Below are 23467 nucleotides of genomic sequence, written 5' to 3' on the forward strand. Positions count from 1 at the left end.
GCCTCATCATCGTGCATTGCCCCCTCTGATCGCACGGCAGCTGTCTTCTACCGCAATCTTCTCCACCGCGCGATAGTCGGCCTCGTTCGGTGCGATCCGGCGGATCAGCACGACCCCGCGCTGGGTCGGGGCAGGGATGGAGAAGCCCTCGGGCTCGCTGAGGGGCGGTAGCAGCCGCATCGCGAAGCGCTTCCCCTCGCCCCGGAAGGTCAGGAAATTATTGGTCTGCGCGTCATACACCGAGAGCGAGGAATAGCCCGGCCAGGCGGCCATCTCGATCGCGACCGCGTCAACCCCCTCGGAAAAGTCGAAAAGGCAGATCGAATAGGCGAGCTCAGGGGAAGCGCGCACTACCCGTTGGGTCTGGGGTGTCATCCGCGGCGCAAGCCTGAAGCCATGCTGCGGAATGCCACGCTGTTCCATCGCGGCCATTGCGCGTTGCATGATAAAGCCAGGCGCGCCGTACAGCACCGCAAGGTGGCCGATCACGATCGCGGCAAGCAGGACGAATAGCGTCAGAAACGTGCGCATCACAGGCCCTCCGCAGTGGTGCAGCCCAGCCGCGCGATACGCGGCGGGTTGAGCGCGAGCTTGGGCGTTTCCAGCACCTCCGCCGATGGCGCGTAGAGCCGCAGAGTCAGGTCGAAATGGCCCGCGTTGCGGCTGGAGATCCAGTGTTCCGCACCCTCCGGCCGCTGGGGCGCGATGATCGCCTGCCACGCGCCCTCGCCTGTCTCGCTCGCACTGATCGACAGCGCCTGGTCTTTGTTGATCGGCAGGCGGCTGTTCGCATCGTAGAGCGTGATCGACCACCACCGCGCGGCCTGCCCCATGCCCGACAGGCGATAGCGGCAGCCTTCGCGCAAGGGACGTCCACGCTCATCGCGAGAGCGGGTGAAATAGATCGCCTCGCGTCGCTGCAGCGCGAACAGCCCGTGCCTGGCGACGCGCGCGCGGGTGTAGGGATCGGCGGCGTCCGAACCGATCGCGAAATCGGTGCGCCAGCCATCAATGGCGATCCCGGCGATCCCGGTGGGGGCGCTGCTGCGCGGCCAGATGCCGGACAGCACCAGCGCGGACGCACCGCCTATCGCGAGGCCGACCAGAATGGCGGCGAGAAGGCCCAGCACAGATCGCATGGCCGGCCCACGATAGCAGCTTGGTGGTTAAAGATCAGTCGTTCTGTTTGCGCGGCAGGCCGAGCACGCGGGTATCGAACCATTGCTGCGCCCGATCGGTGTCGTTGCCGCGATACCAGCGCGGGGCGGGCAGGCCCTTTTCCCACGCGACCATCTCGGTCAGGCTGCCTTGGGCGGAGGGAGTGTCATAGACGGGGGCATAATCGGCGAAGGGATCGGCATAGGCCTCGTCCGCGCTGACGATCGTCCAGCCCTTTGCCTCCAGCGCGCGGACCAGATCGCCGATGTACATCGCGTTGAGGTCGGTCTCGTGCAGCAGGATCACGTGAACCGGGGAGCGCCCGATCGTCTGCCGGGCGAGCTGGTCGTAGAACTCGGCGGCGTCGACCTGCGTTTCGATATAAAGATCGTGCAGCGCCTGCCGGTCGATCTTGTGCCCGTCTACAACCGCGCGCTTGGCGGCGCTTTCGTAGAACCAGTCGCTTGCGTCGATCGTCACGTAGCCATTGGAGAGGCCACGCTGCGCCAGACCTTCACGTACCGCGTCGCGCTTCCCCTTATCCTGCCGACCTTCGTCGAGGTAAGGATAGCGGAACCACGGGCGGTATCCCGCGCGCCCGTGCAGCCATTCCTCGGCGGCGTCGATATCGGCCAGATATGCGGCGGCGTCTGTCTGCGAGAGGTGGGGGTGGCTCGCCGAATGGTTCGCGATCACGTGCCCGGCGGCGACATAGGCCACGATCCGTGCCTCGTCATCCGCGCCATCGATTTGCCCGGGATTGACGAAGAACACCGCCTGATCGACGCCCGCTTCGGCAAGGTTTGCGATCAGCAGCCGGGTGCGCTCTTCCTCGCTGAGGAAGGCGCCGGGTGCGCGCGGCGCATCGTCGAAGCTCAGCGCAATCCGCTTTTCGGGCGGTTGCGGCGGGGCGGATGTGTCCTCGGCATGCGCGCAGGCGGCGAGCAGGCCGAGCATGAGGGGAAGGAGCCAGCGCATGGCCCGGACGCTAGCCCGGACAGCGGCGGTAGGTAGTGGTGGAGCGTTCACCCGGGTCGAAATTACGGACGGTCAGCGTCTTTGCCACCGGATCGACCCGGAATTCGAGCTCGTCACGGGTCGGCTCGTCGGCATAGGTGGTGTCGAACAGCGCGCGGATGTGGCCGGGCGCGCGATCCGAGACGGAGATGAACTTTCCGCCGGTCTCGAAGAACGAATAGCCATCCTCCCGAATGGTCAGCACTTTGCCTATATTGTCCTGCTGGTAACCGTCACATTGAGCCTTGGTTACCGCCGCGCCATCAGTTTCGCGCCACTTGCCGCGGATCGCCGCAGGGAAGGTCTGGGCAAAGGCGCTAGGTTCCTGTTGTGCGTCGCCGTCCGAGGGCAGACCCTTGGGCGGGCCTGCTCCATCGCCGATCCCGCCATCGGGTTCGACCGGGATCGGGGGCTGGCCGGCATCCGGCCCTTGCATGCCTCGATCTGCGGCTGTCGTGTCGACCTCCTGCTCGTTGGGTGTGGGCGAGCACGCAGACGTGGCGAGCAGGGCGACAAGCATGGGAAGGGCCAAACGCATGGTCGCGATGCTAGCGCGGACAGCGGCGGTATGTCCTGATTGAGCGTTCATCCGTGTCGAAATTGCGGACGGTCAGAGTCTTTGTTGCCGGATCGACGCTGAATTCCAGTTCGTCACGGGTCGGCTCATCGGCAAAGCTGGTGTTGAACAGCGCGCGGATGCGCCCCGGCTCGCGCTCCCTGACGGATACGAAGCGCCCGCCCGCTTCGAAAAACGTATAGCTGTCGTCGCGGATCGTCAGCACCCTGCCCAGGTTGCCGGGCAGATAGCCGTCGCACTGCGCGGGGGTTGCCGCAGCATCCTTGGTTTCGCGCCACTTTCCCCGGATCGCGGCAGGGAAGCTCCTGGGCAGAGTGCTCTGCCCTGCGGATCCGTCGTCGTCCGGAAACAGCCCGGGCCAAGGCGCCGCGTAGAGCTGGCTCGCGCCACCGCCGATCGTCCTGGCCGGTTCGACGGCAATCGGAATCTGGCCGGTTTCGAAGGAGGGTGCAGGCGCGTTCGAGCCGGGTGCGGCATCATTGTCGCTATCCGCAGCGGAGCAGGCAATCACACCCAGAGCGACTGACGATAGGAGAGCAAGCGATTTCATCGGCGGTGAATGTCCTGCTGCCGCTCGCTGTCCGACTGCTCAGCCACCGCACCGGGTCAGCGGAATCGGGCTATGCCCGGGCCCGACCAAAGCACCGCTCTTGCCTCCCTGGTCCAGCACGATGCCATAGGGTTCCTCCTGGCCATCGTCTTCGAGCTCGATCGCGTTCGGCCCGGCGTAGTGGACCTTGGTGAAATTGCTCGTCTTGCCCTGCCAGGTGATCTTCGTCGGCGCGATCTTGATCAGGCTGTCGGCGGCGGCCTTGCAGGTGCCGTAGGTGGACCAGGTGCCTTCGTACTCGGAGGGGATCAGATGCGCCTCGCGGATTGTCGCGCACTTGCGGAATTCGAACGGTTCGAAACCGTCGCCCGAAAGGGTCAGGCGCTTGCCACCGTCCGACAGCTTGAGCGTGTAGGACTCTCTCGACCGGTCGTCGGCATATTGGAAGAAGCCCTCGCTCTCGATCCGGTCGTCGGAGATCTGCGAGATCGTCTCGGGAGTGAACGCGCCCTCGTAATATTGCAGCAGCTTGGGCTCGATCGTCAGCGCCGTGTCGCTGAGCGTGGTGCACGCGAACTCGCCCGCATCGACACTGTCCCACCCGCCCCGGAAGTTCATGGGAATGGCGTCGAGTGCGCTCGGCGTGGGCTCTGCCCGCGCGGGCGGGGGCGCGGCGTCCGCGCTTTTCCCGTCCGCGTCCTCGGTTTCACCCCCACATGCTGCCAAGGCGACCAGAGCCGCCACTGGCGCAATGAACCTGACCATATTCATCCGTCTTCCCCCTGTAGTGGTGTGCCCCAAGCGGATATTGGCAAGGTTTCCGGCTGCTGATCAACCCATGGTGGGGATGACGAAGGCGTTGGAGCCATCGCCACCGCCATCGGGCCAGCGCTGGGTGACCTTCTTGGTCTTGGTCCAGAAGCGCAGCCCTTCCTGCCCGTACTGGTCGATGTCGCCGAAGCCCGAACGCTTCCACCCGCCGAAGCTGTGGTAGCTGACGGGCACGGGGATCGGCACGTTGATGCCGACCATGCCGACGTTCACGCGGTGCGCGAATTCGCGCGCGGCGTGGCCGTTGCGGGTGAAGATGGCGACGCCGTTGCCGTACTGGTGCTCGCTCGGCAGGCGCACCGCATCCTCGAAATCCTTCGCGCGCACGATCTGGAGCACGGGGCCGAAGATTTCTTCCTTGTAGCTTTCCATGTCGGTGGTCACGCGGTCCAGTAGCGTTGGCCCGACGAAGAAGCCCTTTTCGTGGCCTTGCAGGCTGAACCCGCGCCCGTCGATCACGACCTCGGCACCTTCCTTCTCGGCGGTGTCGATCCACTGTTCGATCCGCGCCTTGTGCTCGGGCGTGACCACCGGGCCGTACTGCGCATCCTTGTCGGTCGAGACGCCGACCCGAAGTGCGTTGATCGCGGGGATCAGCTTTTCGCGCAGACGGTTCGCGGTATCCTCGCCCACCGGTACCACCACCGGCAGCGCCATGCAGCGTTCGCCCGCCGATCCGAAGGCGGCGCCCGCCAGATCGTTCACCACCTGATCGAGATCGGCGTCGGGCATCACGATGCCGTGGTTCTTCGCCCCACCGAAGGCCTGCACGCGCTTCCCGTTAGCGGTGCCGCGCGAGTAGATATACTGCGCAATGTCCGACGAACCGACGAAGCTGATCGCGGCGATGTCGTCATGGTCGAGGATCGCGTCGACCATTTCCTTGTCGCCATTGACCACCTGAAGCAGCCCTTCGGGCGCACCCGCTTCCACGAACAGTTCGGCGAGGCGGATCGGCACGGAGGGATCGCGTTCGGACGGCTTGAGGATGAAGGCGTTGCCCGCCGCGATCGCCATGCCGAACATCCACATCGGGATCATCGCGGGGAAGTTGAACGGGGTGATGCCCGCCCCGATGCCGAGCGGCTGGCGCATCGAATAGACGTCGATCCCCGGGCCGGCACCTTGCGTGTACTCGCCCTTGAGCGCCTGCGGGATGCCGCAGGCATATTCGATCACTTCCAGCCCGCGCTGCACGTCGCCATGCGCGTCGTCGACAACCTTGCCGTGCTCGCTGGAGAGCAGCTCGGCCAGTTCCTGCTTGTTCGCTTCGACCAGCCGCTTGAACTCGAACATCACGCGCGCCCGGCGCTGCGGGTTGGTCGCGGCCCATTCGGGCTGGACTTCCTTCGCCTTGGCCACCGCCCGTGCGAGCAGTGCGGCATCGCCCAGCGCGACCTCGGCCTGCACCTCGCCGGTGGAGGGGTTCCACACCTTGTGCGTGCGTGCGGCTTCGCCGGCGGCGACGCCTGCCGCGAGATGGTGGTCGATAGTGCGCATGGGGGCTCTCCGTGAATTTACTCTTCGGTAGCGCGCTAGACGCTGCGCCCGCACCAGATCAAGGGAGGAAGGGCCCGCACACCACTGGCGAAAGAGCTAGCCGTAGCGTCCATCGCGCTCAATGCGCCCGAAATCGCATGGGGGTTGGCCGCGGTCAGGGGCGCTGCGTTCAACCCATCTTGACCGGGACCTGGCGAAGGTGCAATCGCGCCACGGCCCAATGCGGCCCCGATGCGGGTGTAGCTCAATGGTAGAGCAGCAGCTTCCCAAGCTGACGACGAGGGTTCGATTCCCTTCACCCGCTCCACAATCCTGAATTAGCCGCAGAAAACCGCGATTTCGGAGGCGAGCGTGCGCGTTGTGCGGAGCGTGGGACCGGAAGTCGCATCCGCGCGTTCAACCGTCATGAGCAAGACCGTCGAGGATCTCCAGCGCGAGATGGAAGCCGCCGCGCGTGCGCTCGATTTCGAGACCGCAGGGCGAATACGTGACCGGATCAACCTGATGCGCGGCGGAGCGAATGCCGAAGAGGCGGCAAAGGCGGATACCTCCGGCCTGATCCGCCAGCAGCCCGGTGCCATGGGGCTGGGCACGAGCCGGCAAAAGCCGATTCCTCCCGCAGGCTGGAAGAAGCCGCCTAAGCCCGACCTCATGACCTCAGGCCGAAAACGCAAATGAGCATCGGCACCGCGCATGGTGCGATCGGGCAGGCGGCACGATTATCCCCTCTTTTGAGACTTTTGGATTTGCGCTGCGGGTGCGGGCTTAGATAAAAATTCACCAACGCGCCGTATAGTTAATGCCGTTGCGGCTCGTGGATGATCGGGCGCGGCACGATGAGGATACCGGACGGACGAGTGGGGTATGGGTAAGGACAATATCGGGCGCGACGTGCTCACGTTTCTGGCTGGCAATCTGCTCGATCCCACGCCGATGAACTACCGCTTCGGCTATCTCTACCTGACCCGGTCGAGCAAGGTGATCTGCGAGGAAACCGACACCTACATCGAAAACGGCATGCGCATGAAGCAGGAGACGATCGTCGAGATCATGGGCAAGCATGCCTCTGCCTCCGACGATCCCGAAGAGCGGATTGCCGCGCGCGACGAAGCGGTCGAACTGTTTCTCAACACTGCTGGAGAGCTCGCCCGCGAGGCAAAACGCCAGGCGGACGGTGTCGGACGCGACATCGCGGAGGAAAGCCAGGTGATCCGCGAGGGCGCGCAGGGCGAGGATCTGACCGGCGCGATCCGCCGCATCATCGACCGGGCGGAGGAGGCGGAGCGGGAATTGTCCAACGCCTCTAACCGGATCGACCGGCTCCAGCGCGATCTCGACGAGGCGCGCAACAAGGCGCTGGTCGACGAACTGACCGGCATCCCCAATCGCCGTGCGACCCGCGCGACCATTCAGGATCTTGAGATCCGCAAGGTCCGCTATTGCCTCGGCCTGATCGATATCGATCATTTCAAGGCGATCAACGATACCTACGGCCACCCGGTGGGTGATCGCGCGCTGAAGCTTGTTGCCGAAGCGCTGAGCGAATCGCTCTCCCCGTGGCCGGTCGCGCGCTGGGGAGGAGAGGAGTTTCTCGTGATCGCCGAGGTCGCCGACGCGAACAAGCTGGCGGAGCGCGTGGCCGAGGCGAAGGAAACGCTGGCCGAACGCAACCTCAAGCTGCGGGAGACCGACGAGCCGATGGGGCCGATCACCTTCTCCGCCGGGGTCGCGGTCAATTCCGAAACCAGCGACGAGACGCTGCGCCGGGCCGACAACGCGCTGTACGAGGCGAAGAAGGCAGGCCGCAACACGGTGCTGATCGCGCCCGAGAGCGGCCGCGTGGCAGACGCCGCCTGACCGCGCGCACCGCCCTCTCATGTCCTCCTTCCTCTTCGGCTTTGCCGCTGCCCTGCTGCTGACCATCGGCGCGCGCGACCAGCTGCTGGTCGCGCGGCTGGCGGGGTCGCTCGGCGCGATCATCCTGCTGGCGGCGCTGGTCGCTGCGGTCTTTACCGCCGGGCTGATGGCGCTGGCGGGCGATGCGATTGCGCAGATGTTGCCCGACGCGGCGCGTCGGATGCTGGTCGCCATCGCGCTGGTCGTGGCTGCGGTGGAACTGGTGTGGCCGGGGCGGGACAAGCGCCCGAAAGAGCCGACCCGCTCTCCCTTCGCAGCCTTCGTCGTGCTGCTCGCCCGGCAATGGGGCGATGCCGCGCGCTTCCTGCTCTTCGCGCTCGCCGCCGCCACCGCGCTGCCTGCCTATGTCGCGCTCGGCGGTGCGGCGGGAGCGGGGGTGGCGCTGGCCGGTGGCTGGGCGCTGGGGGAAGAGCTGGAGGCCCTGCCGCTGCGCGCCTTCCGGCTGGTGATGGCGGGGATCGTCCTGCTGGCCGGCCTGCTGATCGGGCTGGGTGTGCGCGGGATCATCTGAGCGCTGCTCCCCCGCCGGGCGAAGGCCCAGTCAATCACAGTAATCGAAGCTTTGGCAGGAAACCGGGAGGGCCTTGCTCCGTTGACCTCACGAGACCCTTTTTCAAGGCCCAATAAAATAACACAGGAGACCAAACATGGCTCAAGCTGGCGACAATTCGAAAACCGCACTGGTGCAGGAACTTAACGGCCTGCTGGCGGACCACCTCGCGCTCTACTTCAAGACCAAGAACTTCCACTGGCATGTGAAGGGCCCGCGCTTCCGCGACCTGCACCTGCTGTTCGACGAACAGGCGATCGAGCTGCGCGATCAGATCGATGCGATCGGTGAACGCGTGCGCAAGCTGGGCGAGGTCACGCTGACCTCGATCGGTTCGGTCGCCCGCGCGACGCAGGTCAAGGATCAGGATTCGACCGACCTAGATGGCGATGCGATGGTCAAGGAACTGCACGACGACAACGTCGCGATGATCAAGCGCCTCAAGGGCATGAAGCCGCTGGCCGAAGAGGCGGGCGACAATGCGACCGACGGCCTGCTCGACGACTGGACCGACATGGCGGAGGAACGCGCGTGGTTCCTCAAGTCGACGCTCGGCTAATCCCCCGTTAGCCAGGCAACCAGAAGGGCCGATCCGGTGCTATGCCGGGCCGGCCCTTTTCTATATCCCGCATCCATCATGCCGCCACTGCTGCCCCGCTCGCTCCACCGCCTCGCGCTGCGCGTCGCCCACCGTCTGCGCCACGTCTGGCGGCGGCTGGCGAAGCCGCAGCTGCGCGGCGTGAGCGTTATCCTGCGCGACGCGCAAGGCCGGGTGCTGTTCGTCCGACATACCTATGGCCCGCCCGACTGGAGCCTGCCGGGCGGCGGGATCGCGCGCGGCGAAGCGCCCGAGGCAGCTGCGCGGCGCGAGATGGCGGAGGAACTGGCGCTGACGCTTGGCCCGGTCAGCGAACTGGGCACGATCGAGGAGACGATCTCCGGCGCGCCGCACACTGCGTACCTTTTCCTGGCGGAGATCGCGGAGGCCCCGGTGCCCGACGGGCGCGAGGTCGTGGAGGTGCGCTTCGCGATGCCGGACGATCCGCCGCAGCCGGTCAGCGGCCTCGCCGAAAGGCGGATCGCCTACCTGCTGAAGATCTAGAACAGGGCGAGCTGACCGTCGCTGGCATCGTTGGATCGCCCCTCGTCCTCCTCCCCGGAAGCGCCCCGTTCGAGATTGGAGAGCGTCAGCCCCATCAGGCGGATCGGACGCGGCAGGGGCAGCAGTTCATCGAGGATTGCGTGCCCGATCGCGGCGAATTCGGCCTTGTCCGCGACGCTACGCGGTAGCGAGCGGGCGCGGGTCATCAGCTGGAAGTCGTTATATTTGAGTTTGAGCGTCACCGTGCGCCCGCGCGCCTGCGCCCGCTCGATCCGCTCCCACACGATCTCGACGATGTCGTCCAGCGTGGTGCGCAGTTCTTCCGCCTCGTGCCGGTCGACCGAGAAGGTGCGTTCTCCGCCGACAGACTTGCGGATGCGGTTGGCGCGCACGGGCCGGTCGTCGATTCCGCGCGCCGCGCCATAGAGATAGTCGCCGAAGCTGCCGAAATGCTGCGCCAGCCACGCCGCGTCCTTCGCGGCAAGATCCGCGCCGGTGGCGATACCGAGCCGCGCCATCTTCTCCTCCCCACGCGGGCCGACCCCGTGGAAGCGGCGGATGGGCAGCGTCTGAACGAAAGCCGCGCCTTCGCCGGGGCGGATCACGCACATTCCGTCGGGCTTGTTCTGGTCGCTCGCCAGCTTGGCGAGGAACTTGTTGTAACTGACCCCCGCGCTCGCGGTCAGGCGGGTCTTCGCGCGGATTTCCTGCCGGATCATCTGTGCGATCTGGGTTGCCGAGGCGATGCCCAGCTTGTTGACGGTCACATCGAGATAGGCCTCGTCGAGGCTCAGCGGTTCGACCAGATCGGTGTGGTGGCGGAAGATCGCGCGGATCTGGTCCGATGCCTCGCGATAGGCGTCGAAGCGGCTCTTCACGAAGATCAGGTCCGGGCACAGCCGTTTGGCGGTGACCGATGGCATGGCGGATTTTACGCCGAACTTGCGCGCCTCGTAACTGGCAGCGGCAACCACACCGCGCCCGCTCGCCCCGCCGACCGCGACCGGTTTGCCCCGCAATTCAGGGTTGTCGCGCTGCTCCACGCTGGCGAAGAAGGCATCCATGTCGACATGGATGATCTTGCGCGTCGGCGGTGCTTCGCCGCGATCTTCCGGAGTGGTCTCGCCTTCGCTCATCGCGGGCCTGCGATAGCACACAGGTTGCCAATCGGAACCGACGCCGCCATTTGCGGTTTTGTGCACATGCGAAATCCAGATTACGGGCCCGGCGAGTCGATCGACCGGCAGAGCGTCGATGCTCGCGCGCCTGCGGCGCTGCCGCCGTCGGGCCAGCGGATCGGCGAGCGTCAGCTGATCGCGATGATGGCGCTGCTGATGGCGCTCAACGCGCTGGGCATCGATGCGGTGCTTCCTGCGCTCGACAACCTTGCCGCCGATCTGGGCGCAGGCGGCAATTCGCGTCAGTTCGTGGTCGGTGCCTATCTGCTCGCGGCCGGTCTGGGCGCGCTGGTCCCCGGATCGCTGGCGGACAGGTACGGTCGCCGGCCGGTGCTGTTCACCGCGCTCGGGCTCTACATCGCCTTTTCGCTGCTGTGCGCGATGGCGTGGAATTTCGAATCGCTGCTGACGCTGCGCTTCCTGCAGGGCTTCGGCGCGGCGGGGATCGTCGCGCTGCCGCCCGCGATCATCCGCGACCGGGTGGGCGGCGACAAGATGGCCAGGATGATGAGCCTGATCTTCGTCATCTTCCTGATGGTGCCCGCGATCGCGCCCAGCATCGGGCAGGGCGTGCTGATGGTGATGGGCGACTGGCGCTGGATCTTCGTGTTCACCGCGGTCGCCGGCGTGGCGATGGGCGCATGGGCATGGCGCAACCTGCCCGAGACGCTGCATCCCGAAGACAAACAGCCGATCCAGCCGCGCGTGATCGCGCGCAACATGCGCGCCACGCTGACCATGCGGCAGGCGTTGGGCTACACGCTGGGCAGCGCGGTGATCTTCGGTGCGCTGTTCGGTTTCATCAACTCGGCGCAGCAGCTGGTGGGCGAGGCATTCGGCGCGGGACCCTGGTTCCCCGCGATCTTCGCCTGCTGCGCGGGCGCGATGGCGGTGGCCAGCTGGACCAATTCGCGGATCGTCGAGCGTTTCGGTGCCCGCCGCGTGAGCCACACCGGCCTGTTCCTGTTCCTGATCGTGGCCGCGCTGCAGCTGTTCGTCGCGACCATGACCGAGGAAACGCTGTGGACCTTCGTCCCTTTGATGGCGGCGAACATGATGCTGCTCGGCTTCATCGGTGCCAATTTCGGCTCGATCGCGATGCAGCCCTTCCGCGAGACGGCGGGAGCGGCGGCAAGCGTGCAGACCTTCTTGCGGATGGTCACCGCAGCGGTGATCGGCGCGAGCATCGGCTATGCCTATAACGGCACCGCGATCCCGCTGGCGACCGCGTTGTTCGGCGGCGCGCTGATCTGCATCGGCCTGGTGCTGTTCGCGGAGCGCGGCAAGCTGTTCGGCCCGCCGGTGTACGAGGATTAAGCGATCGATCCTCCCCGTTTTCGCGTCAGCGCAAATGGGGAGGTGGCGCGCAGCCGCAGGCTGCGTGACGGAGGGGTGTCTTAGGCATCGGGCCCCTCCACCACCCTGCGGGTGGTCCCCCTCCCCATCTATCCTGCGGAGAAACGGGGAGGATCAGCCTTCGGAAGGCTCCACCACGCACAGCACCGCTTCGACCTGCACCTGACCGCCTTCGCTGGCGGAAAGCTGGGTCACGGTGCCGTCGAACGGCGCGGTGAGCGAATGCTCCATCTTCATCGCCTCGAGCACCATCAGCCGCTGGCCCGCGGTGACGCTGTCGCCCTCGGCCACGTCGAGCGCGATGACCTTGCCCGGCATCGGCGCGAGGATCGCGCCGTCGCCTGCCGCAGCCGCGCCCGAGCCGCGCGAACCGCGGTCGAAGGCGAAAGACATGCCGTCGGCGAAAACGACCACCCGGTGCGGATCGACAAAGCCGGTCGCAGCCTCGAACGCTGCACCCTCGGCCGCCGCGACGACGCGCGTATCGCCCTTGAAAGAGAGGCTGGTGGTGAGGCGGCCCGGTGCATTGAGCCGGAAGCCCGCAGGCTGGTCGTCATAGTCGTCGGTTTCGGCGAGAACCACGAAGTCGGCAGCGGTCTGCCAGATCGCTTCGTAAGGTTCGTCCGATTCCACCAGATCGTCGATCTTGCGTTCGATGAAGCCGGTATCGAGATTGGCATCCTCGAAATCCTCGTCGCGCAGGCAGTTCGCGATGAAGGCCGCATTGGTGCGCACGGGCCAGATTTCGACCCCGTCGGCGATCTCTGCCAGCTGCTCGATCGCATCTTCCCGGGTCTCTGCCCAGGTCACGAGTTTGGCGACCATGGGATCGTAGAAGGGCGATATCTGATCGCCTTCCTCCACGCCCGTTTCGATACGGCCCCGCAAGCCGATATCGAAATGGTCGAGTGACCCGGTGCTGGGCAGGAAACCGCTGGACGGGTCTTCCGCGTAGAGCCGTGCCTCGATCGCGTGTCCGTCGATAAACAGCTCGTCCTGCTTGCATGGGATCGGCTCGCCCGCAGCGACGCGCAGCTGCCATTCGACCAGATCGACCCCGGTGATCTCCTCGGTCACCGGATGCTCGACCTGAAGGCGCGTGTTCATTTCCATGAAGAAGATGCGGTCCGCGCGCAGGCCTTCGCTGGCGTCGGCGATGAATTCGATCGTGCCCGCGCCTTCGTAATCGACCGCCTTGGCGGCGCGCACGGCGGCGGCGCAGATTTCCTCGCGCGTGGCCTCGTCCATGCCGGGGGCTGGCGCTTCTTCGATCACCTTCTGGTGGCGGCGTTGCAAGGAACAGTCGCGTTCGAACAGGTGGACGTGGTTGCCGTGGCTGTCGCCGAACACCTGCACTTCGATATGGCGGGGCGAGGTGATCCATTTTTCTAAGATCACGTCGTCATTGCCGAAGCTGGCATTGGCCTCGCGCCGGCAAGATTCGAGCGCGGAGAGGAAGTCTCCCTCGGCATCGACCTTGCGCATCCCCTTGCCGCCGCCACCCGCGACCGCCTTAATCAGCACGGGATAGCCGATCGCATCGGCCTCCTGCTTCAGCCGCTCGGGGCTCTGGTCGTCGCCGTCATAGCCCGGCGTCACGGGCACGCCCGCCTCGCGCATCAGCTTCTTGGCCGCGTCCTTGAGGCCCATCGCGCGGATCGAGGAGGGCGGCGCGCCGACCCAGATCAGCCCTGCGTCCTTCACAGCCTGCGCGAAATCGGCGTTTTCCGAGAGGAAACCGTAGCCTGGGTGGATCGCCTGCGCGCCGGTCTGCTTGGCGGCGGCGATGATCTTCTCGCCCACCAGATAGCTTTCGGCAGCGGGCGAGGGGCCGATATGCACCGCTTCATCGGCGGAGCGCACGTGCAGCGCCTTGGCGTCGGCATCGGAATAGACCGCAACGGTGGCAATGCCCATTTCACGCGCGGTGCGGATGATGCGGCAGGCGATTTCGCCGCGATTGGCGATCAGGAGCTTCTGGATCATGCCCGCAGCGCTAACGCCAAGTGGGCGGCAGGTCTACCACCCGGCAACCGGGCGAAGATCGTCGCGGGTATAGGGCGGCCAGTGCTCGGGCTCGGGCGCGTGCTTCGTGACGGCCTCACCGAAGGCGGCGATCACATGGACGAGCTTTTCGTACCACGGCACATAGGTGCGGGTGTCCCACGCCAGCTGGCCTCGCGCGCGGACCTTGCGCCCGATCGCGCCGTAGATGCGCGCGGCGGACAGAACCGCCCAGCGCTGGCGGAAACGCAGGTGTTTCGCGCCCAGTCGGGACGCGACCTCGTACATTTCCATCCGGTCGACCAGCCGTGCGGAGACCGCCGCGAGCGCGAAGCGGTTGTCCTCGTCCGCGTAGTTTTCCCGCGTCAGTCCGGCGTCCTCCAGCCACTCGTCGGGCAGGTAGCAGCGCCCGGCTGCCGCATCCTCGATCACGTCGCGCGCGACATTGGCGAGCTGGAACGCCAGCCCGAGATCGCATGCGCGGTCGTAGATGAAGCTGTCGTTGGGGGCGAACATCACCCGGGCCATCAGCACGCCGACCGCGCCCGCGACGTGGTAGCAATAGCGCATCAGCTCCTTCTCGCTGTGCGGGCTGAAGCCGTTGGCATCCATCGCGAAGCCTGCGATCACCTCGTTCGCCATGTCGAGCGTGATGCCCGCCTCGCCTGCAACCTGCCCCAGCGCGTCGAACGCGACATCGGCGGTTGCGCCGCCTTCCAGCGCGCGGCGGGTCAGCACCTTGATCGCCTGCAGTCGGTCCTCGATCCCCGCCTGATCGCCCAGCTCGCCGCCCTTCTCCTGCGCGTCGGCCAGATCGTCGCACCGGCGGCACCAAGCGTAGAGCATCCACACGCGTTCGCGCGTGGCCTTGTCGAACAGCTTGGAGGCAAAGGCGAAGCTACGCGACCCTTCGGCAATCGCTTCGTAGGATTCGTTGACCAGCGCAGCCCGGTCGCGCCCGCCACCGGGGCGCGGGATAGAGGGGCGCACGAAGCGGGAAGGGACGAGGGGGCGGGCCTGGTTCAAAGCTGGTCTGCGCTCATGCGATAGATCGGGGTATTAGGCGTATAAGACGCAAGCTTGTCGAGCAGTTCCGGCAAATTGTCCGCAACCTGCAAGATCTCGCGATGTGTTGCACGAACGAAACCCGTATCCGCCATCCGGTTTACGAACTGCACAAGATCATCGTAAAAACCGAAGGCGTTGAGCAGCCCTACCGGCATTTCGTGATAGCCGATCTGCGCCCAGCTCAATGCTTCGAACAATTCGTCCATCGTGCCCATGCCGCCGGGCAGAGTGATGAAGCCGTCGGCAAGGTCGGTAAAGTGCTGCTTGCGCTGGTGCATCGTCTCGACCGTGATCAGCTGCGTGCAATCGTGATTGGCGAATTCACGCTCTACCATCGCATGCGGGATCACCCCGATCACCTCACCCCCCTGATCGAGCGCGCCTTGCGCCAGCGCGCCCATCAGGCCAAGCCGCCCGCCGCCATAGACGACGCCGATACCGCGCTGCGCCAGCCCCGCGCCCACATCGCGCGCCAGTTCGATGTAGCGCGGATCGGGCGGCGTGGCCGCGCCGCAATAGATGGCGAGGCGCTTCATTTGAGATCCTCTATCATCAGGCCGGCGGTCGCCTTGGCGCTGCCGACCACGCCGGGAATTCCTGCGCCCGGATGGGTGCCTGCCCCGACGAGGTAGAAGTTCTTGATCACATCGTCACGGTTGTGGCCGCGGAAAAAGGCGCTCTGCGTCAGCACGGGCTCGAGGCTGAAGGCGCTGCCCAGGTGCGCGTTGAGATCGGTGGCGAAGTCGCTCGGCGCGTAGTGGAACTTGGTCACGATCCGGCTGTGAATGTCGGGCACCAGCCGTTTGCCGACTTCGTCGAGGATGCGCTTTTCGAGCAGCGGGCCGACCTCGTCCCAGGCGACCGGCAGCTTGCCCTGGTGCGCCACCGGCACCAGCGCGTAGAACGTGCTCATCCCCGGCGGGGCCATGGAGGGATCGCTCTTGCTCGGGTGGTGGAGGTAGATCGAGAAATCTTCCGGCAGCACGCCGTTGGAGTAGATATCGTCGAGCAGCCCTTTGTAACGCGGCCCGAACAAAATCATGTGGTGCGCGATGCCGGGCCATGTCCCCTCGAGGCCGAAATGGACCACGAACAGCCCGGGGCTGTAGCTCTTGCGCTTCAGACGTCGGCCCATACTCCACCCGCGCTGTGAGCGGCCCAGCAGGTCGCGGTAGGAATGCATGATGTCGGCATTGCTGGCGACCGCATCGAAGGTCTGCACGAAACCGCTCTGGGTCATCACGCTCTTGGCGCGTTTGTCGTCGACCTCGATCCCGACCACCGGATCGCCCAGCCGGATCGTCCCGCCGATCCGCTCGAAATGGCGCACCATGCCGGCGATCAGCCGGTTGGTGCCGCCCTTGGTCCACCACACGCCGCCATCCATCTCCAGCTTGTGGATCAGCGCGTAGATGCTCGACGTCTTCATCGGGTTGCCGCCGACCAGCAGCGTGTGGAAGCTCAGCGCCTCGCGCAGCTTCTCGTTCTCGACGAAGCTGGAGACCATCGAATAGACGCTGCGATAGGCCTGCTTCTTGGCGAGCGCGGGCGCAGCCTTGAGCATCGATTTGAAATCGAGGAAGGGCACCGTGCCCAGCTTGACGTAGCCTTCCTCGTAAACCCCGGCGGAGTATTCGAGGAAGCGCTGGTAGCCTTCGACGTCCTTGGGGTTGAGCTTCGCGATCTCCGCGAACAGCTCTTCATGGTCGTTCGAATAGTCGAAATTCGTGCCGTCAGGCCAGTTGAGGCGGTAGAACGGCTTGACCGGGACCAACTCGACATCCTGCGCGATGTCGTGGCCCGAGAGTGCCCAGAGTTCCTTGAGGCAATCGGGATCGGTGACGACCGTGGGCCCGCCGTCGAAAGTGAAGGTGCCCGTGTCGGTGTCCTTCTCCCAGTAATAGGCGCGCCCGCCGGGCTTGTCGCGGCCCTCGATCACGGTCGTGGCGATCCCAGCGCTCTGCAATCTGATGGCGAGCGCGAGGCCGCCGAAACCGGCCCCGATAACGCATGCTGTGCGGCCTTCAGCCATTGTCGGCAGTTCCTTCTGGTGGGGCGAGCGGCGGGCGGTGCGATGCCAGCGCGCGCAGGGCATGGGGGATCGGGACCGGCGGCTTGCCGGTCAAGACCCTGAGCTTGTCGGGGGTGGTCGAACGTGCGGCATAGAACCGCTCGATCAATCCCGGCGATAGACGATAGAAGCGCGAGAAGATGCGATATCGTTCCTCAGGTTTCGCCGCGCCGAACAGCATTTTGCCGAGCATCCGGTAAAAACCTGTCCGCTGCCACACACGGCGCGCATGCGCTTCGAGTAGGGCGGCCATCTGTTCGCCGGGCAGATCGCGGTTGTCGGCCACCAGCAGCGCGGTTTCGACCGCGAAGGGCAGGGTATAGCTGGTCAGAGGGTGGGATATCATCGCCCGCGCGCCTGCCATCGCCACGCCGGGCACGCGCACCTCGCGCTGGTAGCGGGCCAGATCGCCGCCGGTCACGACTGGGAGCACGCCGGTTTCGAACGCGAGGGGCTCGCCGTGCCAGCCCATCGCATCGCAATAGCGATCGATCCTGCTGGAGAGCGCTGCGCGGTCGAGCGTGGGGCTGTCCTGGTAATAGGTATCCTCGACGAACAGCTCGTCGGCGGCGAGCGGCAGGGTGTAGACGAAGCGGAAGGCGTCGTGCTGGGCGAGCTTCGCGTCCATCACGATCGGGCGGTCGACATCGTGCGGGGCGTCGGTGCGCAGATGGCGGCCCATGAACACCTGCCAGCCACCCTCGAACGCGTCGGACAGGATGAAGCCGCGCGCATCGATCACGCAGCGCGCCTCGATCCGCTCGCCCCCCTCCAGTGTGGCTCCGCGCGCATCGACCGAGGCGACGTTGCGGCCCGCTTGAATGGTCGACTGCGCCAGCTCGCGGCGCAGCGCTGCGTCGAAATCGGCCGAGGCGAGCGAGAAATAGGTGCTCTCCAGCCGCCGCGAGTGCTCGGGGAAATGCACGTCGTAACCCGCGGGCCAGTGGATCTTGCGAAACAGGGCAAGCAGCGCCGCGCCGTCGCGCGTCAGATCGCTTTCGAACCAGCTCCAGCGGTGATTGCCGCCCAGCATCTCTCCTGCCTCGACCAGCACCACTGCCAGCGAGGGGGCCGCCCGGCGCAGGGCGAGCGCGATCAGGCCACCGGCAAGGCCGCCGCCAAGGATTGCGATGTCGGCACGAGCCCCTGATGTCGCCGGTGTCATCGCCAATGCTCGTAGGGCGCTGGGGAAAAAGGTGCAATTGAACTTGCGGTTGCCCGCGCAATCATGCGCTTTTGCGTGGAACTATGCCTCTCAATCGCCGTTCAAAGGGGCGCAACATGAGGGATAATCCATGCGTTCAATTCTACCCACCCCCGCAACGTTCGCTGCGGTCGCGTTCGCCTGTGCCGGGGTGGCCACGCCGGCGCTCGCGCAAGACGGCCCGGATGATGATGCTCCGGCCCGCTCTGCCGAAGGCACAGTGTTCGACGGCGACTGGGTCCAGGTCGGCATAGGCGCGGGCTTTGCGCCCGATTACGACGGCTCCGACGATTACGAGGTGTTCCCACTGCCGATCATCCAGGGGAGCCTCGGGGGGATCGATATCAACCCGCGTGCGGCTGGTTTCGCACTCGATTTCATTCCCGACAGCGCTGACAGCAAGGTCAATTTCGGCTTCGGACCTGCGGTGCGCCTGCGTACCTCGCGGACCGGCGATATCGAAGATCCGGTGGTCGCCGCAGCAGGCGAGCTGGATACCGCAGTCGAGGTAGGGCCGAGCGCCAGCATCGGCGTGTCGGGCGTGCTCAACCCGTACGACAGCCTGTCGGCCAATGTCGACGTGCGGTGGGATGTCGCGGGCGCGCATGAGGGCATGGTGATCAACCCGGGCATCACCTACTTCACCCCGGTCAGCCGCGGCGCGGGCATCAGCCTGTCGCTCAGTGCGGAGCACGGGGACGAGGCGTTCAACGAATACTACTATTCGGTCACCCCCGCGCAGGCGACCGCCAGCGGCCTGCCGGTCTACGATGCGGGTTCCGGCTTCAACAAGCTCAGCGCGAACCTGCTGGTCGGGGTCGATCTGGATGGCGATCTCGCCAATGGCGGCCTCGCGCTGTTCGCGATCGGCGGCTATTCGCGGATGATCGGCGATGCCGAGAAGTCGCCCTTCGTCGCGCTGCGCGGCGATGCTGACCAGTTCCTGATCGGCGGCGGCATCGGCTACACCTTCTGATTTCCCGCAGGCCGTGGCGACGGATCACTCCGTCGCCACGGCCTGTTCTGCCGCTGCTGCGAGTTCGCGCAGTGCGGTCATGTGCGCGGCGAACGCGCTCCGCCCGGTACGCGTCAGCGATGCCCAAGTTCGCTGACGGCCGTCGCGCGGTGCCTTCACGATCTTGACGTAGCCTGCGTCGGCCAAGACGGTGAGGTGCTTGGAGAGAACGCTGTCGCTCACCCCGGTAACCTCGCGCATGGTGGCGAACTCGACCTCGTCGGCGCGCGCCAGCATTGCGGCAATCTGCAACCGGGCCGGAGCGTGCAGAGCCATGTCGATCTCCGCGCTCATCGCCGGCCGGCCTTCAGGTCTGCTTGATAGATATTTTCCCACAGCAGGCTGAGCGCGGTACTGCCAATCAGCACAAACGCTGCGATGGCCCAGAACAGCGGGCTCCCCAGCGGATCGTCGAGCCAGACGAGGCTTGGCACTAGCGCCGCGAGCAGCAGCGCGAACTGAGCTGCCAATACCCAGCCTGTGCGGCCTTTCTGGTACCCGCTTACAAACATGCCGTGGCGCTTCTTGTCATCGCGAACGACCAGGTAGACCAACAGCAGCAGCAGGCCCAGAATCGGCAGCTGAGCGGCGAGCGGCGAAACGACTGCCAGCAGCACCAGCGCCATCATCATCCCGAAAATCGCATGCCGCCAGAGTGGCCACGTCATGCGGTCTGCCATCGATCGATCGGTATTCTTCACGGCATCCAGTGCCGATTGCGCTTCATTTCTGTCCATCGGATTATCCTTCACTTTCCAGTTCGGAAAGTTATGCGGGTAACTTTCCAATTTGGCAAGGTAAAACTTTCCATATTGGAAAGTCGGATGGTTTGGACACGGAAAAGGGCGCGAAGGTCATCCCTTGCGCGCCCTTTCTTTGCCGCTGAAAGCGGCTTCAGTCTTCAGTCTTCGCTCTTGTCCTGGATCATCAGGTCGGGGCGCGGGGCGGGCATCTGCGCATCGCGGTCGCCCGTCTTCAGATAGGTATCGAACCAGCGCATCATGCGCAGGTTGTAGTCGTAGCGGCTGGCCGCGCGGCTATTGCCGTGGCCTTCGCCCGGGAACAGCACCAGCCGCACCGGGGTATCGGGCTTGCGCACCTTGATGTTGCGATAGAGCTCGTAGCTCTGGGTAGGCGAAACCCGCGTGTCTTCCGCCCCGTGCATGATCAGGATCGGGGTTTCCGCCTTGTCGACGTGATAGATCGGGCTGCGCTCGAGCAGGTGATCCCATTCTTCCCACGGCCACTTGCGCTCGTGCACCAGATACATCTCGTTGGGGATGTCGGTGGTGCCGAACTTGCTGAGATTGTTGGAGATGCCGACGAACATCACGCTCGCGGCATATTCGCTGGAGTAGTACGTCGCGCCCCAGGCGCTGGCGAACCCGCCGTAGGAGCCGCCAGTGATCCCGGTCCGGTCCGCATCGGTCACCCCTTCGGCAACCAGCGCGCGCTTGGCATCGACGATGTCGTCGAATTCCTTGCCAGCATAGTCGCCCTGATGCTGCTTGGAGAACGCGGTGCCGTAACCGGTCGAGCCGCGATAGTTCGGGTGGAACACCGCATAGCCCTGACCCGCGCCGACCTGGCCGGGCATCGAATAGCCGGTGAGCCAGCCATTGGTGTAGTGCGATTCCGGCCCGCCATGGACCATCATGATGGTCGGCGCGCCGCCCTTGGGCACACCGCCGACCGGCTCGATCAGAATGCCTTCGATCTGCTGCCCGTCGCGCGCGGTGTACGTCATCGTGCGCTGGGTGCCGAAGTCGATCTCGGCGAGCCACGGGTTGTGGCTGGTCCAGCGGGTGAGGGTGGTGCCGTTCAGCGCGAACAGCTCACTGGGATGGCGCGGGCTGTCGGCACGTACGAACAGCCGATCGCTACCACCGTTTTCGAGGGCAGTCGGCACCAGCTCGTCCGGGTCGATTTCCTGCGCCACGCTGCCATCGGCATTGTACATGCGCAGGATCGTGTCCGCGCCCTTGTCCACGATCGCGGCAAGCTGGCCATTGGCGAGCCATTCGGTATCGCCGACCGCTTCCGCCGCGCCCTGGTTGAGCGCGCGGTATGCACCGCTTGCGACATTGACCAGATGCAGCGTCGTCGCGGCGGGATCGTGCTGGTCGATACCGGCGACCAGCGAGAGCTGCCTGCCGTCGGGCGAGACTTCCAGATCGCCCAGCTTGCCCGGCGTCTCGACCTCGCGCAGCACGCGGCCTTTGCCCAGATCGATGATGTTGACCCGGCTGGCGGTATAGGTGTCGTCGATCCGCGGGGTCGGCTGGCTTTCGACAATGCCGAGCTTGCCGTCGGGCGTGAGCCTGAACGAGGTGACGTAGCCGGACACGGCGATCTCGCGCGGCTTCGCGTCGATTTCCTCGCCACCGGCCTGCGCGGCGAACAGCCGGTTGAACCGCTCTTCCTCTTCATAGACCACCGCGTTGAAGCCATTCTTGGCCTCTGCCTTGCGGTCCTTGTCGGGGGCGGCACTCGCCAGCAGATAGAGCGTCGCGCCATCGGGCGCCCATGCGTAGCTGCGCACGCTGGCGTCCTTGACCTCGGCGAGTTTCATCTGCGCGCCACCATCGACCGGAATGCCCCAGACCGCGCGATCTTCGTCGTCCTTGCTCCACAGGAAGCTGACCATCCGCCCGTCGGGCGAGAATTCGACCGTCGAGACGGAGACGTCCTCGGGCAAAAAGACGCGCGTGTTGTCCGGCCCGTAGGCCATTTTCAGCTGCTGCTGCGTGCTGCCATTATCCTCGCCCGCAACCACGTCGGGCAGGCTGGCGGTGGTGTACGCGACGCGGCTGCCATCGGGCGAGACGGCGATTGCGCCCACGCTTTCCAGCTGTGCCACATCCTGCGGCGTCATCGGGCGCGCCTGGGCGGTCGCGGCGAGCGACACCCCGGCGAGCAGGCTGGCGGCGGTCAGGGCAGTGCGGGTGGCGTGGTGCATCTTCTGGTGGTCCTCTCGTATTGTTTCGGTTGTTTTTGCCAAACTGTGCGGCAGGTTATAGCCAGCCATCAGGTGTGCGCAAACGTGCGACCGGGCAAAAGGGGGAATAGGACGATGCGGGTACTGGTCTGGATGATGGCGGCGCTTGCTGCGCTGCTGGGAACGCCTGCGCTGGCGCAGGTGACGGTGATCCATGCCGGATCGGTGATCCGCGATGCCGACGGCGAGCCGAGCGGCCGCGCCACCATCACGATCGAGGATGGCCGGATCGTCTCGATCGTCGACGGGCTCCAGACGCCGGGTGGCGAGGCGCAGGTGATCGACCTTGCCGACAAGACCGTGCTGCCCGGGCTGATCGACCTGCATGTCCACCTGACCGGCGATCCCGGCGGCGATTTCTGGAAGGAAGCGACCGAGCCTGACGAGTGGGGCGTGGTCGTGGGCGCGAAGAACGCGCGGATCACCGCACTGGCGGGGTTCACCACCGTGCGCGAGGCGGGCAGCGGGCCCGAAACCGCCTTCGCCCTGCGGCGCGGAACGGCCGAGGGGCTGATCCCCGGCCCGCGGATCGTCGCGGCGGGGGTGCCGCTGGCGATCATTGGCGGGCACGGCGACGTCAACGGCTTCCGGCCCGAGGTCAACGAACTGCTCGACAGCGGCTTCACCTGCACCGGCCCGGTCGAATGCGCGGCCAAGGTGCGGCTGGCGAGCCAGAACGGCTCCGACGTGATCAAGATCACCGCCACCGGCGGCGTGCTCAGCCAGCAAGGCCGTGGGCTGGAGGCGCATTTCAGCGATGCAGAGATGAAGGCGATTGCCGAGACCGCCCACTCGCTCGGCCTCAAGGTGATGGCCCATGCGCATGGCGCGCGCGGGATCGAGGCGGCGAGCCGCGCCGGAATCGATACGATCGAGCATGGCACCTATCTGGACGAAGCTGCGGCGCGTGCGATGCGCGAGAACGGCACCGTTCTGGTCCCCACGCTGATGGCGTTCCAAGGTGTGACCGAGCGGCTGGGCAAGGGCATCTACACCCCCGTGGTGGAGGACAAGATCCGCGCCGTGGCCGAAACCGCGCGCGTCTTCATGGGCAAGGCGCTGCGCTGGAACGTGCCGATCGCCTTCGGCACCGATGCGGGCGTGTTCGCGCATGGCCGCAACGCGGGCGAATTCGCGCTGATGCGCGCGCAGGGCATGACCGACCGGCAGGCGCTGGCAAGCGCCACGACGGTCGCCGCGAAGGTGCTGGAAATGGACGACCAGATCGGCCGCCTCGCGCCCGGCTATTCGGCAGACATCATCGCGGTCGACGGCAATCCGCTGGACGATGTGACGGTGCTGGAGAAGGTCGACTTCGCGATGGTGCGCGGGCGGGTGATCGAATAGCCGACGTTCGTCGATTGGCCGCTG

24 protein-coding genes and 1 tRNA gene are annotated in these 23467 nt (G+C 65.8%); 9 read left to right on the forward strand and 16 right to left on the reverse strand.

What is annotated here, in order from left to right; all coding sequences use genetic code 11:
- Window positions 1-6: 6 nt before the first annotated feature.
- Genes K7H93_RS09100 through K7H93_RS09130 form a run of 7 tightly spaced genes read right to left on the reverse strand, consistent with a single transcriptional unit; the run spans window position 7 to window position 5633 of the window.
- Window positions 7-531: a DUF1254 domain-containing protein gene (locus K7H93_RS09100; RefSeq protein ID WP_010236460.1), complete on the reverse strand. Its 525-nt coding sequence runs from the start codon at window positions 529-531 to the stop codon at window positions 7-9.
- Entirely contained in the window at window positions 531-1139 is a 609-nt protein-coding gene (locus tag K7H93_RS09105; RefSeq protein ID WP_230783355.1) for a DUF1214 domain-containing protein, read from the reverse strand. The genes K7H93_RS09100 and K7H93_RS09105 overlap by 1 nt, the downstream gene beginning before the upstream one ends.
- A 34-nt stretch (window positions 1140-1173) precedes the next feature.
- Window positions 1174-2136: a polysaccharide deacetylase family protein gene (locus K7H93_RS09110; protein ID WP_230783356.1), complete on the reverse strand. Its 963-nt coding sequence runs from the start codon at window positions 2134-2136 to the stop codon at window positions 1174-1176.
- A 10-nt stretch (window positions 2137-2146) separates the two neighbouring features.
- On the reverse strand, window positions 2147-2713 hold the full coding sequence (locus tag K7H93_RS09115; RefSeq protein WP_230783357.1) for a hypothetical protein: 567 nt from the start codon (window positions 2711-2713) through the stop codon (window positions 2147-2149).
- 10 nt (window positions 2714-2723) lie between these two features.
- Window positions 2724-3302: a hypothetical protein gene (locus K7H93_RS09120; RefSeq protein ID WP_230783358.1), complete on the reverse strand. Its 579-nt coding sequence runs from the start codon at window positions 3300-3302 to the stop codon at window positions 2724-2726.
- A gap of 39 nt (window positions 3303-3341) precedes the next feature.
- Entirely contained in the window at window positions 3342-4073 is a 732-nt protein-coding gene (locus tag K7H93_RS09125) for a hypothetical protein (protein WP_230783359.1), read from the reverse strand.
- Window positions 4074-4133: 60 nt separating this feature from the next.
- Complete coding sequence (locus K7H93_RS09130) at window positions 4134-5633, reverse strand: CoA-acylating methylmalonate-semialdehyde dehydrogenase (protein ID WP_010236450.1); 1500 nt, start codon at window positions 5631-5633, stop codon at window positions 4134-4136.
- 233 nt (window positions 5634-5866) lie between these two features.
- Between K7H93_RS09130 and K7H93_RS09135 the strand changes: the two genes are divergently transcribed.
- The 6 genes from K7H93_RS09135 (at window position 5867) to K7H93_RS09160 (ending at window position 9202) form a co-directional block, all read left to right on the forward strand.
- Window positions 5867-5940, forward strand: a tRNA-Gly gene (locus tag K7H93_RS09135).
- A gap of 98 nt (window positions 5941-6038) precedes the next feature.
- A complete protein-coding gene (locus K7H93_RS09140; RefSeq protein ID WP_230783360.1) occupies window positions 6039-6311 on the forward strand; it encodes a UvrB/UvrC motif-containing protein in 273 nt (90 codons plus the stop codon).
- A gap of 186 nt (window positions 6312-6497) precedes the next feature.
- The gene (locus K7H93_RS09145; protein WP_054525329.1) at window positions 6498-7490 is read left to right on the forward strand and encodes a GGDEF domain-containing protein; all 993 of its coding nucleotides are present in this window, start codon (window positions 6498-6500) and stop codon (window positions 7488-7490) included.
- A gap of 19 nt (window positions 7491-7509) precedes the next feature.
- Window positions 7510-8061, forward strand: a complete 552-nt coding sequence (locus K7H93_RS09150) for a hypothetical protein (RefSeq protein ID WP_230783361.1) — start codon at window positions 7510-7512, stop codon at window positions 8059-8061.
- Between the two features lie 136 nt (window positions 8062-8197).
- On the forward strand, window positions 8198-8659 hold the full coding sequence (locus tag K7H93_RS09155) for a Dps family protein (RefSeq protein ID WP_010236441.1): 462 nt from the start codon (window positions 8198-8200) through the stop codon (window positions 8657-8659).
- A 78-nt stretch (window positions 8660-8737) separates the two neighbouring features.
- Complete coding sequence (locus K7H93_RS09160) at window positions 8738-9202, forward strand: NUDIX hydrolase (protein WP_230783362.1); 465 nt, start codon at window positions 8738-8740, stop codon at window positions 9200-9202.
- Here K7H93_RS09160 and dinB read toward each other — a convergent pair.
- Entirely contained in the window at window positions 9199-10338 is a 1140-nt protein-coding gene (gene dinB / locus K7H93_RS09165) for a DNA polymerase IV (RefSeq protein ID WP_230783363.1), read from the reverse strand. The genes K7H93_RS09160 and dinB overlap by 4 nt on opposite strands.
- A 66-nt stretch (window positions 10339-10404) precedes the next feature.
- Here dinB and K7H93_RS09170 point away from each other — a divergent pair, with 66 nt between their 5' ends.
- Complete coding sequence (locus K7H93_RS09170; RefSeq protein WP_230783364.1) at window positions 10405-11697, forward strand: multidrug effflux MFS transporter; 1293 nt, start codon at window positions 10405-10407, stop codon at window positions 11695-11697.
- A 153-nt stretch (window positions 11698-11850) separates the two neighbouring features.
- On the opposite strand, the gene K7H93_RS09175 is transcribed toward K7H93_RS09170, so the two are convergent.
- From K7H93_RS09175 to crtY, 5 genes are read right to left on the reverse strand one after another with little or no spacing between them, the layout of a single operon-like run.
- On the reverse strand, window positions 11851-13722 hold the full coding sequence (locus K7H93_RS09175) for an acetyl/propionyl/methylcrotonyl-CoA carboxylase subunit alpha (RefSeq protein WP_230783365.1): 1872 nt from the start codon (window positions 13720-13722) through the stop codon (window positions 11851-11853).
- A gap of 33 nt (window positions 13723-13755) precedes the next feature.
- Window positions 13756-14766 carry a phytoene/squalene synthase family protein gene (locus tag K7H93_RS09180; protein ID WP_226663196.1) on the reverse strand — a complete coding sequence of 337 codons (1011 nt, stop codon included), beginning with the start codon at window positions 14764-14766 and terminating at the stop codon, window positions 13756-13758.
- Window positions 14763-15344, reverse strand: coding sequence for an LOG family protein (locus tag K7H93_RS09185; protein ID WP_054525335.1), 582 nt, complete (start codon window positions 15342-15344; stop codon window positions 14763-14765). Before K7H93_RS09185 ends, K7H93_RS09180 begins: the two co-directional genes overlap by 4 nt.
- On the reverse strand, window positions 15341-16840 hold the full coding sequence (locus K7H93_RS09190; protein ID WP_230783366.1) for a phytoene desaturase: 1500 nt from the start codon (window positions 16838-16840) through the stop codon (window positions 15341-15343). Before K7H93_RS09190 ends, K7H93_RS09185 begins: the two co-directional genes overlap by 4 nt.
- Window positions 16833-18044, reverse strand: a complete 1212-nt coding sequence (crtY, locus tag K7H93_RS09195) for a lycopene beta-cyclase CrtY (protein ID WP_230783367.1) — start codon at window positions 18042-18044, stop codon at window positions 16833-16835. Before crtY ends, K7H93_RS09190 begins: the two co-directional genes overlap by 8 nt.
- Window positions 18045-18174: 130 nt before the next feature.
- Between crtY and K7H93_RS09200 the strand changes: the two genes are divergently transcribed.
- Entirely contained in the window at window positions 18175-19059 is an 885-nt protein-coding gene (locus tag K7H93_RS09200) for a MipA/OmpV family protein (RefSeq protein WP_054525337.1), read from the forward strand.
- 24 nt (window positions 19060-19083) lie between these two features.
- Here K7H93_RS09200 and K7H93_RS09205 read toward each other — a convergent pair whose 3' ends face one another.
- The 3 genes from K7H93_RS09205 to K7H93_RS09215 form a co-directional block, all read right to left on the reverse strand.
- Window positions 19084-19392 (reverse strand): transcriptional regulator, encoded by a 309-nt coding sequence (locus tag K7H93_RS09205; protein WP_230783368.1) that lies wholly within the window; start codon window positions 19390-19392, stop codon window positions 19084-19086.
- Window positions 19389-19835 carry a hypothetical protein gene (locus K7H93_RS09210; RefSeq protein ID WP_230783369.1) on the reverse strand — a complete coding sequence of 149 codons (447 nt, stop codon included), beginning with the start codon at window positions 19833-19835 and terminating at the stop codon, window positions 19389-19391. Before K7H93_RS09210 ends, K7H93_RS09205 begins: the two co-directional genes overlap by 4 nt.
- Before the next feature lie 164 nt (window positions 19836-19999).
- Entirely contained in the window at window positions 20000-22126 is a 2127-nt protein-coding gene (locus K7H93_RS09215; protein WP_230783370.1) for a S9 family peptidase, read from the reverse strand.
- 45 nt (window positions 22127-22171) lie between these two features.
- Between K7H93_RS09215 and K7H93_RS09220 the strand changes: the two genes are divergently transcribed.
- On the forward strand, window positions 22172-23443 hold the full coding sequence (locus K7H93_RS09220) for a metal-dependent hydrolase family protein (protein WP_230783371.1): 1272 nt from the start codon (window positions 22172-22174) through the stop codon (window positions 23441-23443).
- Window positions 23444-23467: the final 24 nt, after the last annotated feature.

It is taken from the genome of Citromicrobium bathyomarinum, from assembly GCF_021021475.1.
GTDB lineage: Bacteria > Pseudomonadota > Alphaproteobacteria > Sphingomonadales > Sphingomonadaceae > Alteriqipengyuania > Alteriqipengyuania bathyomarina.

Excerpts from the sequence above, each read along its gene's own strand:
- K7H93_RS09205 (WP_230783368.1), bottom strand. The coding sequence starts at position 19,392 with ATGAGCGCGGAGATCGACATGGCTCTGCACGCTCCGGCCCGGTTGCAG.
- K7H93_RS09100 (WP_010236460.1), bottom strand. The coding sequence starts at position 531 with ATGCGCACGTTTCTGACGCTATTCGTCCTGCTTGCCGCGATCGTGATC.
- K7H93_RS09220 (WP_230783371.1), top strand. The coding sequence starts at position 22,172 with ATGCGGGTACTGGTCTGGATGATGGCGGCGCTTGCTGCGCTGCTGGGA.
- K7H93_RS09105 (WP_230783355.1), bottom strand. The coding sequence starts at position 1,139 with ATGCGATCTGTGCTGGGCCTTCTCGCCGCCATTCTGGTCGGCCTCGCG.
- K7H93_RS09140 (WP_230783360.1), top strand. The coding sequence starts at position 6,039 with ATGAGCAAGACCGTCGAGGATCTCCAGCGCGAGATGGAAGCCGCCGCG.
- K7H93_RS09110 (WP_230783356.1), bottom strand. The coding sequence starts at position 2,136 with ATGCGCTGGCTCCTTCCCCTCATGCTCGGCCTGCTCGCCGCCTGCGCG.
- K7H93_RS09115 (WP_230783357.1), bottom strand. The coding sequence starts at position 2,713 with ATGCGTTTGGCCCTTCCCATGCTTGTCGCCCTGCTCGCCACGTCTGCG.
- K7H93_RS09215 (WP_230783370.1), bottom strand. The coding sequence starts at position 22,126 with ATGGCTGGCTATAACCTGCCGCACAGTTTGGCAAAAACAACCGAAACA.
- K7H93_RS09150 (WP_230783361.1), top strand. The coding sequence starts at position 7,510 with ATGTCCTCCTTCCTCTTCGGCTTTGCCGCTGCCCTGCTGCTGACCATC.
- K7H93_RS09145 (WP_054525329.1), top strand. The coding sequence starts at position 6,498 with ATGGGTAAGGACAATATCGGGCGCGACGTGCTCACGTTTCTGGCTGGC.
- K7H93_RS09175 (WP_230783365.1), bottom strand. The coding sequence starts at position 13,722 with ATGATCCAGAAGCTCCTGATCGCCAATCGCGGCGAAATCGCCTGCCGC.
- K7H93_RS09125 (WP_230783359.1), bottom strand. The coding sequence starts at position 4,073 with ATGAATATGGTCAGGTTCATTGCGCCAGTGGCGGCTCTGGTCGCCTTG.
- crtY (WP_230783367.1), bottom strand. The coding sequence starts at position 18,044 with ATGACACCGGCGACATCAGGGGCTCGTGCCGACATCGCAATCCTTGGC.
- dinB (WP_230783363.1), bottom strand. The coding sequence starts at position 10,338 with ATGAGCGAAGGCGAGACCACTCCGGAAGATCGCGGCGAAGCACCGCCG.
- K7H93_RS09210 (WP_230783369.1), bottom strand. The coding sequence starts at position 19,835 with ATGGACAGAAATGAAGCGCAATCGGCACTGGATGCCGTGAAGAATACC.
- K7H93_RS09160 (WP_230783362.1), top strand. The coding sequence starts at position 8,738 with ATGCCGCCACTGCTGCCCCGCTCGCTCCACCGCCTCGCGCTGCGCGTC.
- K7H93_RS09170 (WP_230783364.1), top strand. The coding sequence starts at position 10,405 with ATGCGAAATCCAGATTACGGGCCCGGCGAGTCGATCGACCGGCAGAGC.
- K7H93_RS09130 (WP_010236450.1), bottom strand. The coding sequence starts at position 5,633 with ATGCGCACTATCGACCACCATCTCGCGGCAGGCGTCGCCGCCGGCGAA.
- K7H93_RS09190 (WP_230783366.1), bottom strand. The coding sequence starts at position 16,840 with ATGGCTGAAGGCCGCACAGCATGCGTTATCGGGGCCGGTTTCGGCGGC.
- K7H93_RS09200 (WP_054525337.1), top strand. The coding sequence starts at position 18,175 with ATGCGTTCAATTCTACCCACCCCCGCAACGTTCGCTGCGGTCGCGTTC.
- K7H93_RS09155 (WP_010236441.1), top strand. The coding sequence starts at position 8,198 with ATGGCTCAAGCTGGCGACAATTCGAAAACCGCACTGGTGCAGGAACTT.
- K7H93_RS09185 (WP_054525335.1), bottom strand. The coding sequence starts at position 15,344 with ATGAAGCGCCTCGCCATCTATTGCGGCGCGGCCACGCCGCCCGATCCG.
- K7H93_RS09120 (WP_230783358.1), bottom strand. The coding sequence starts at position 3,302 with ATGAAATCGCTTGCTCTCCTATCGTCAGTCGCTCTGGGTGTGATTGCC.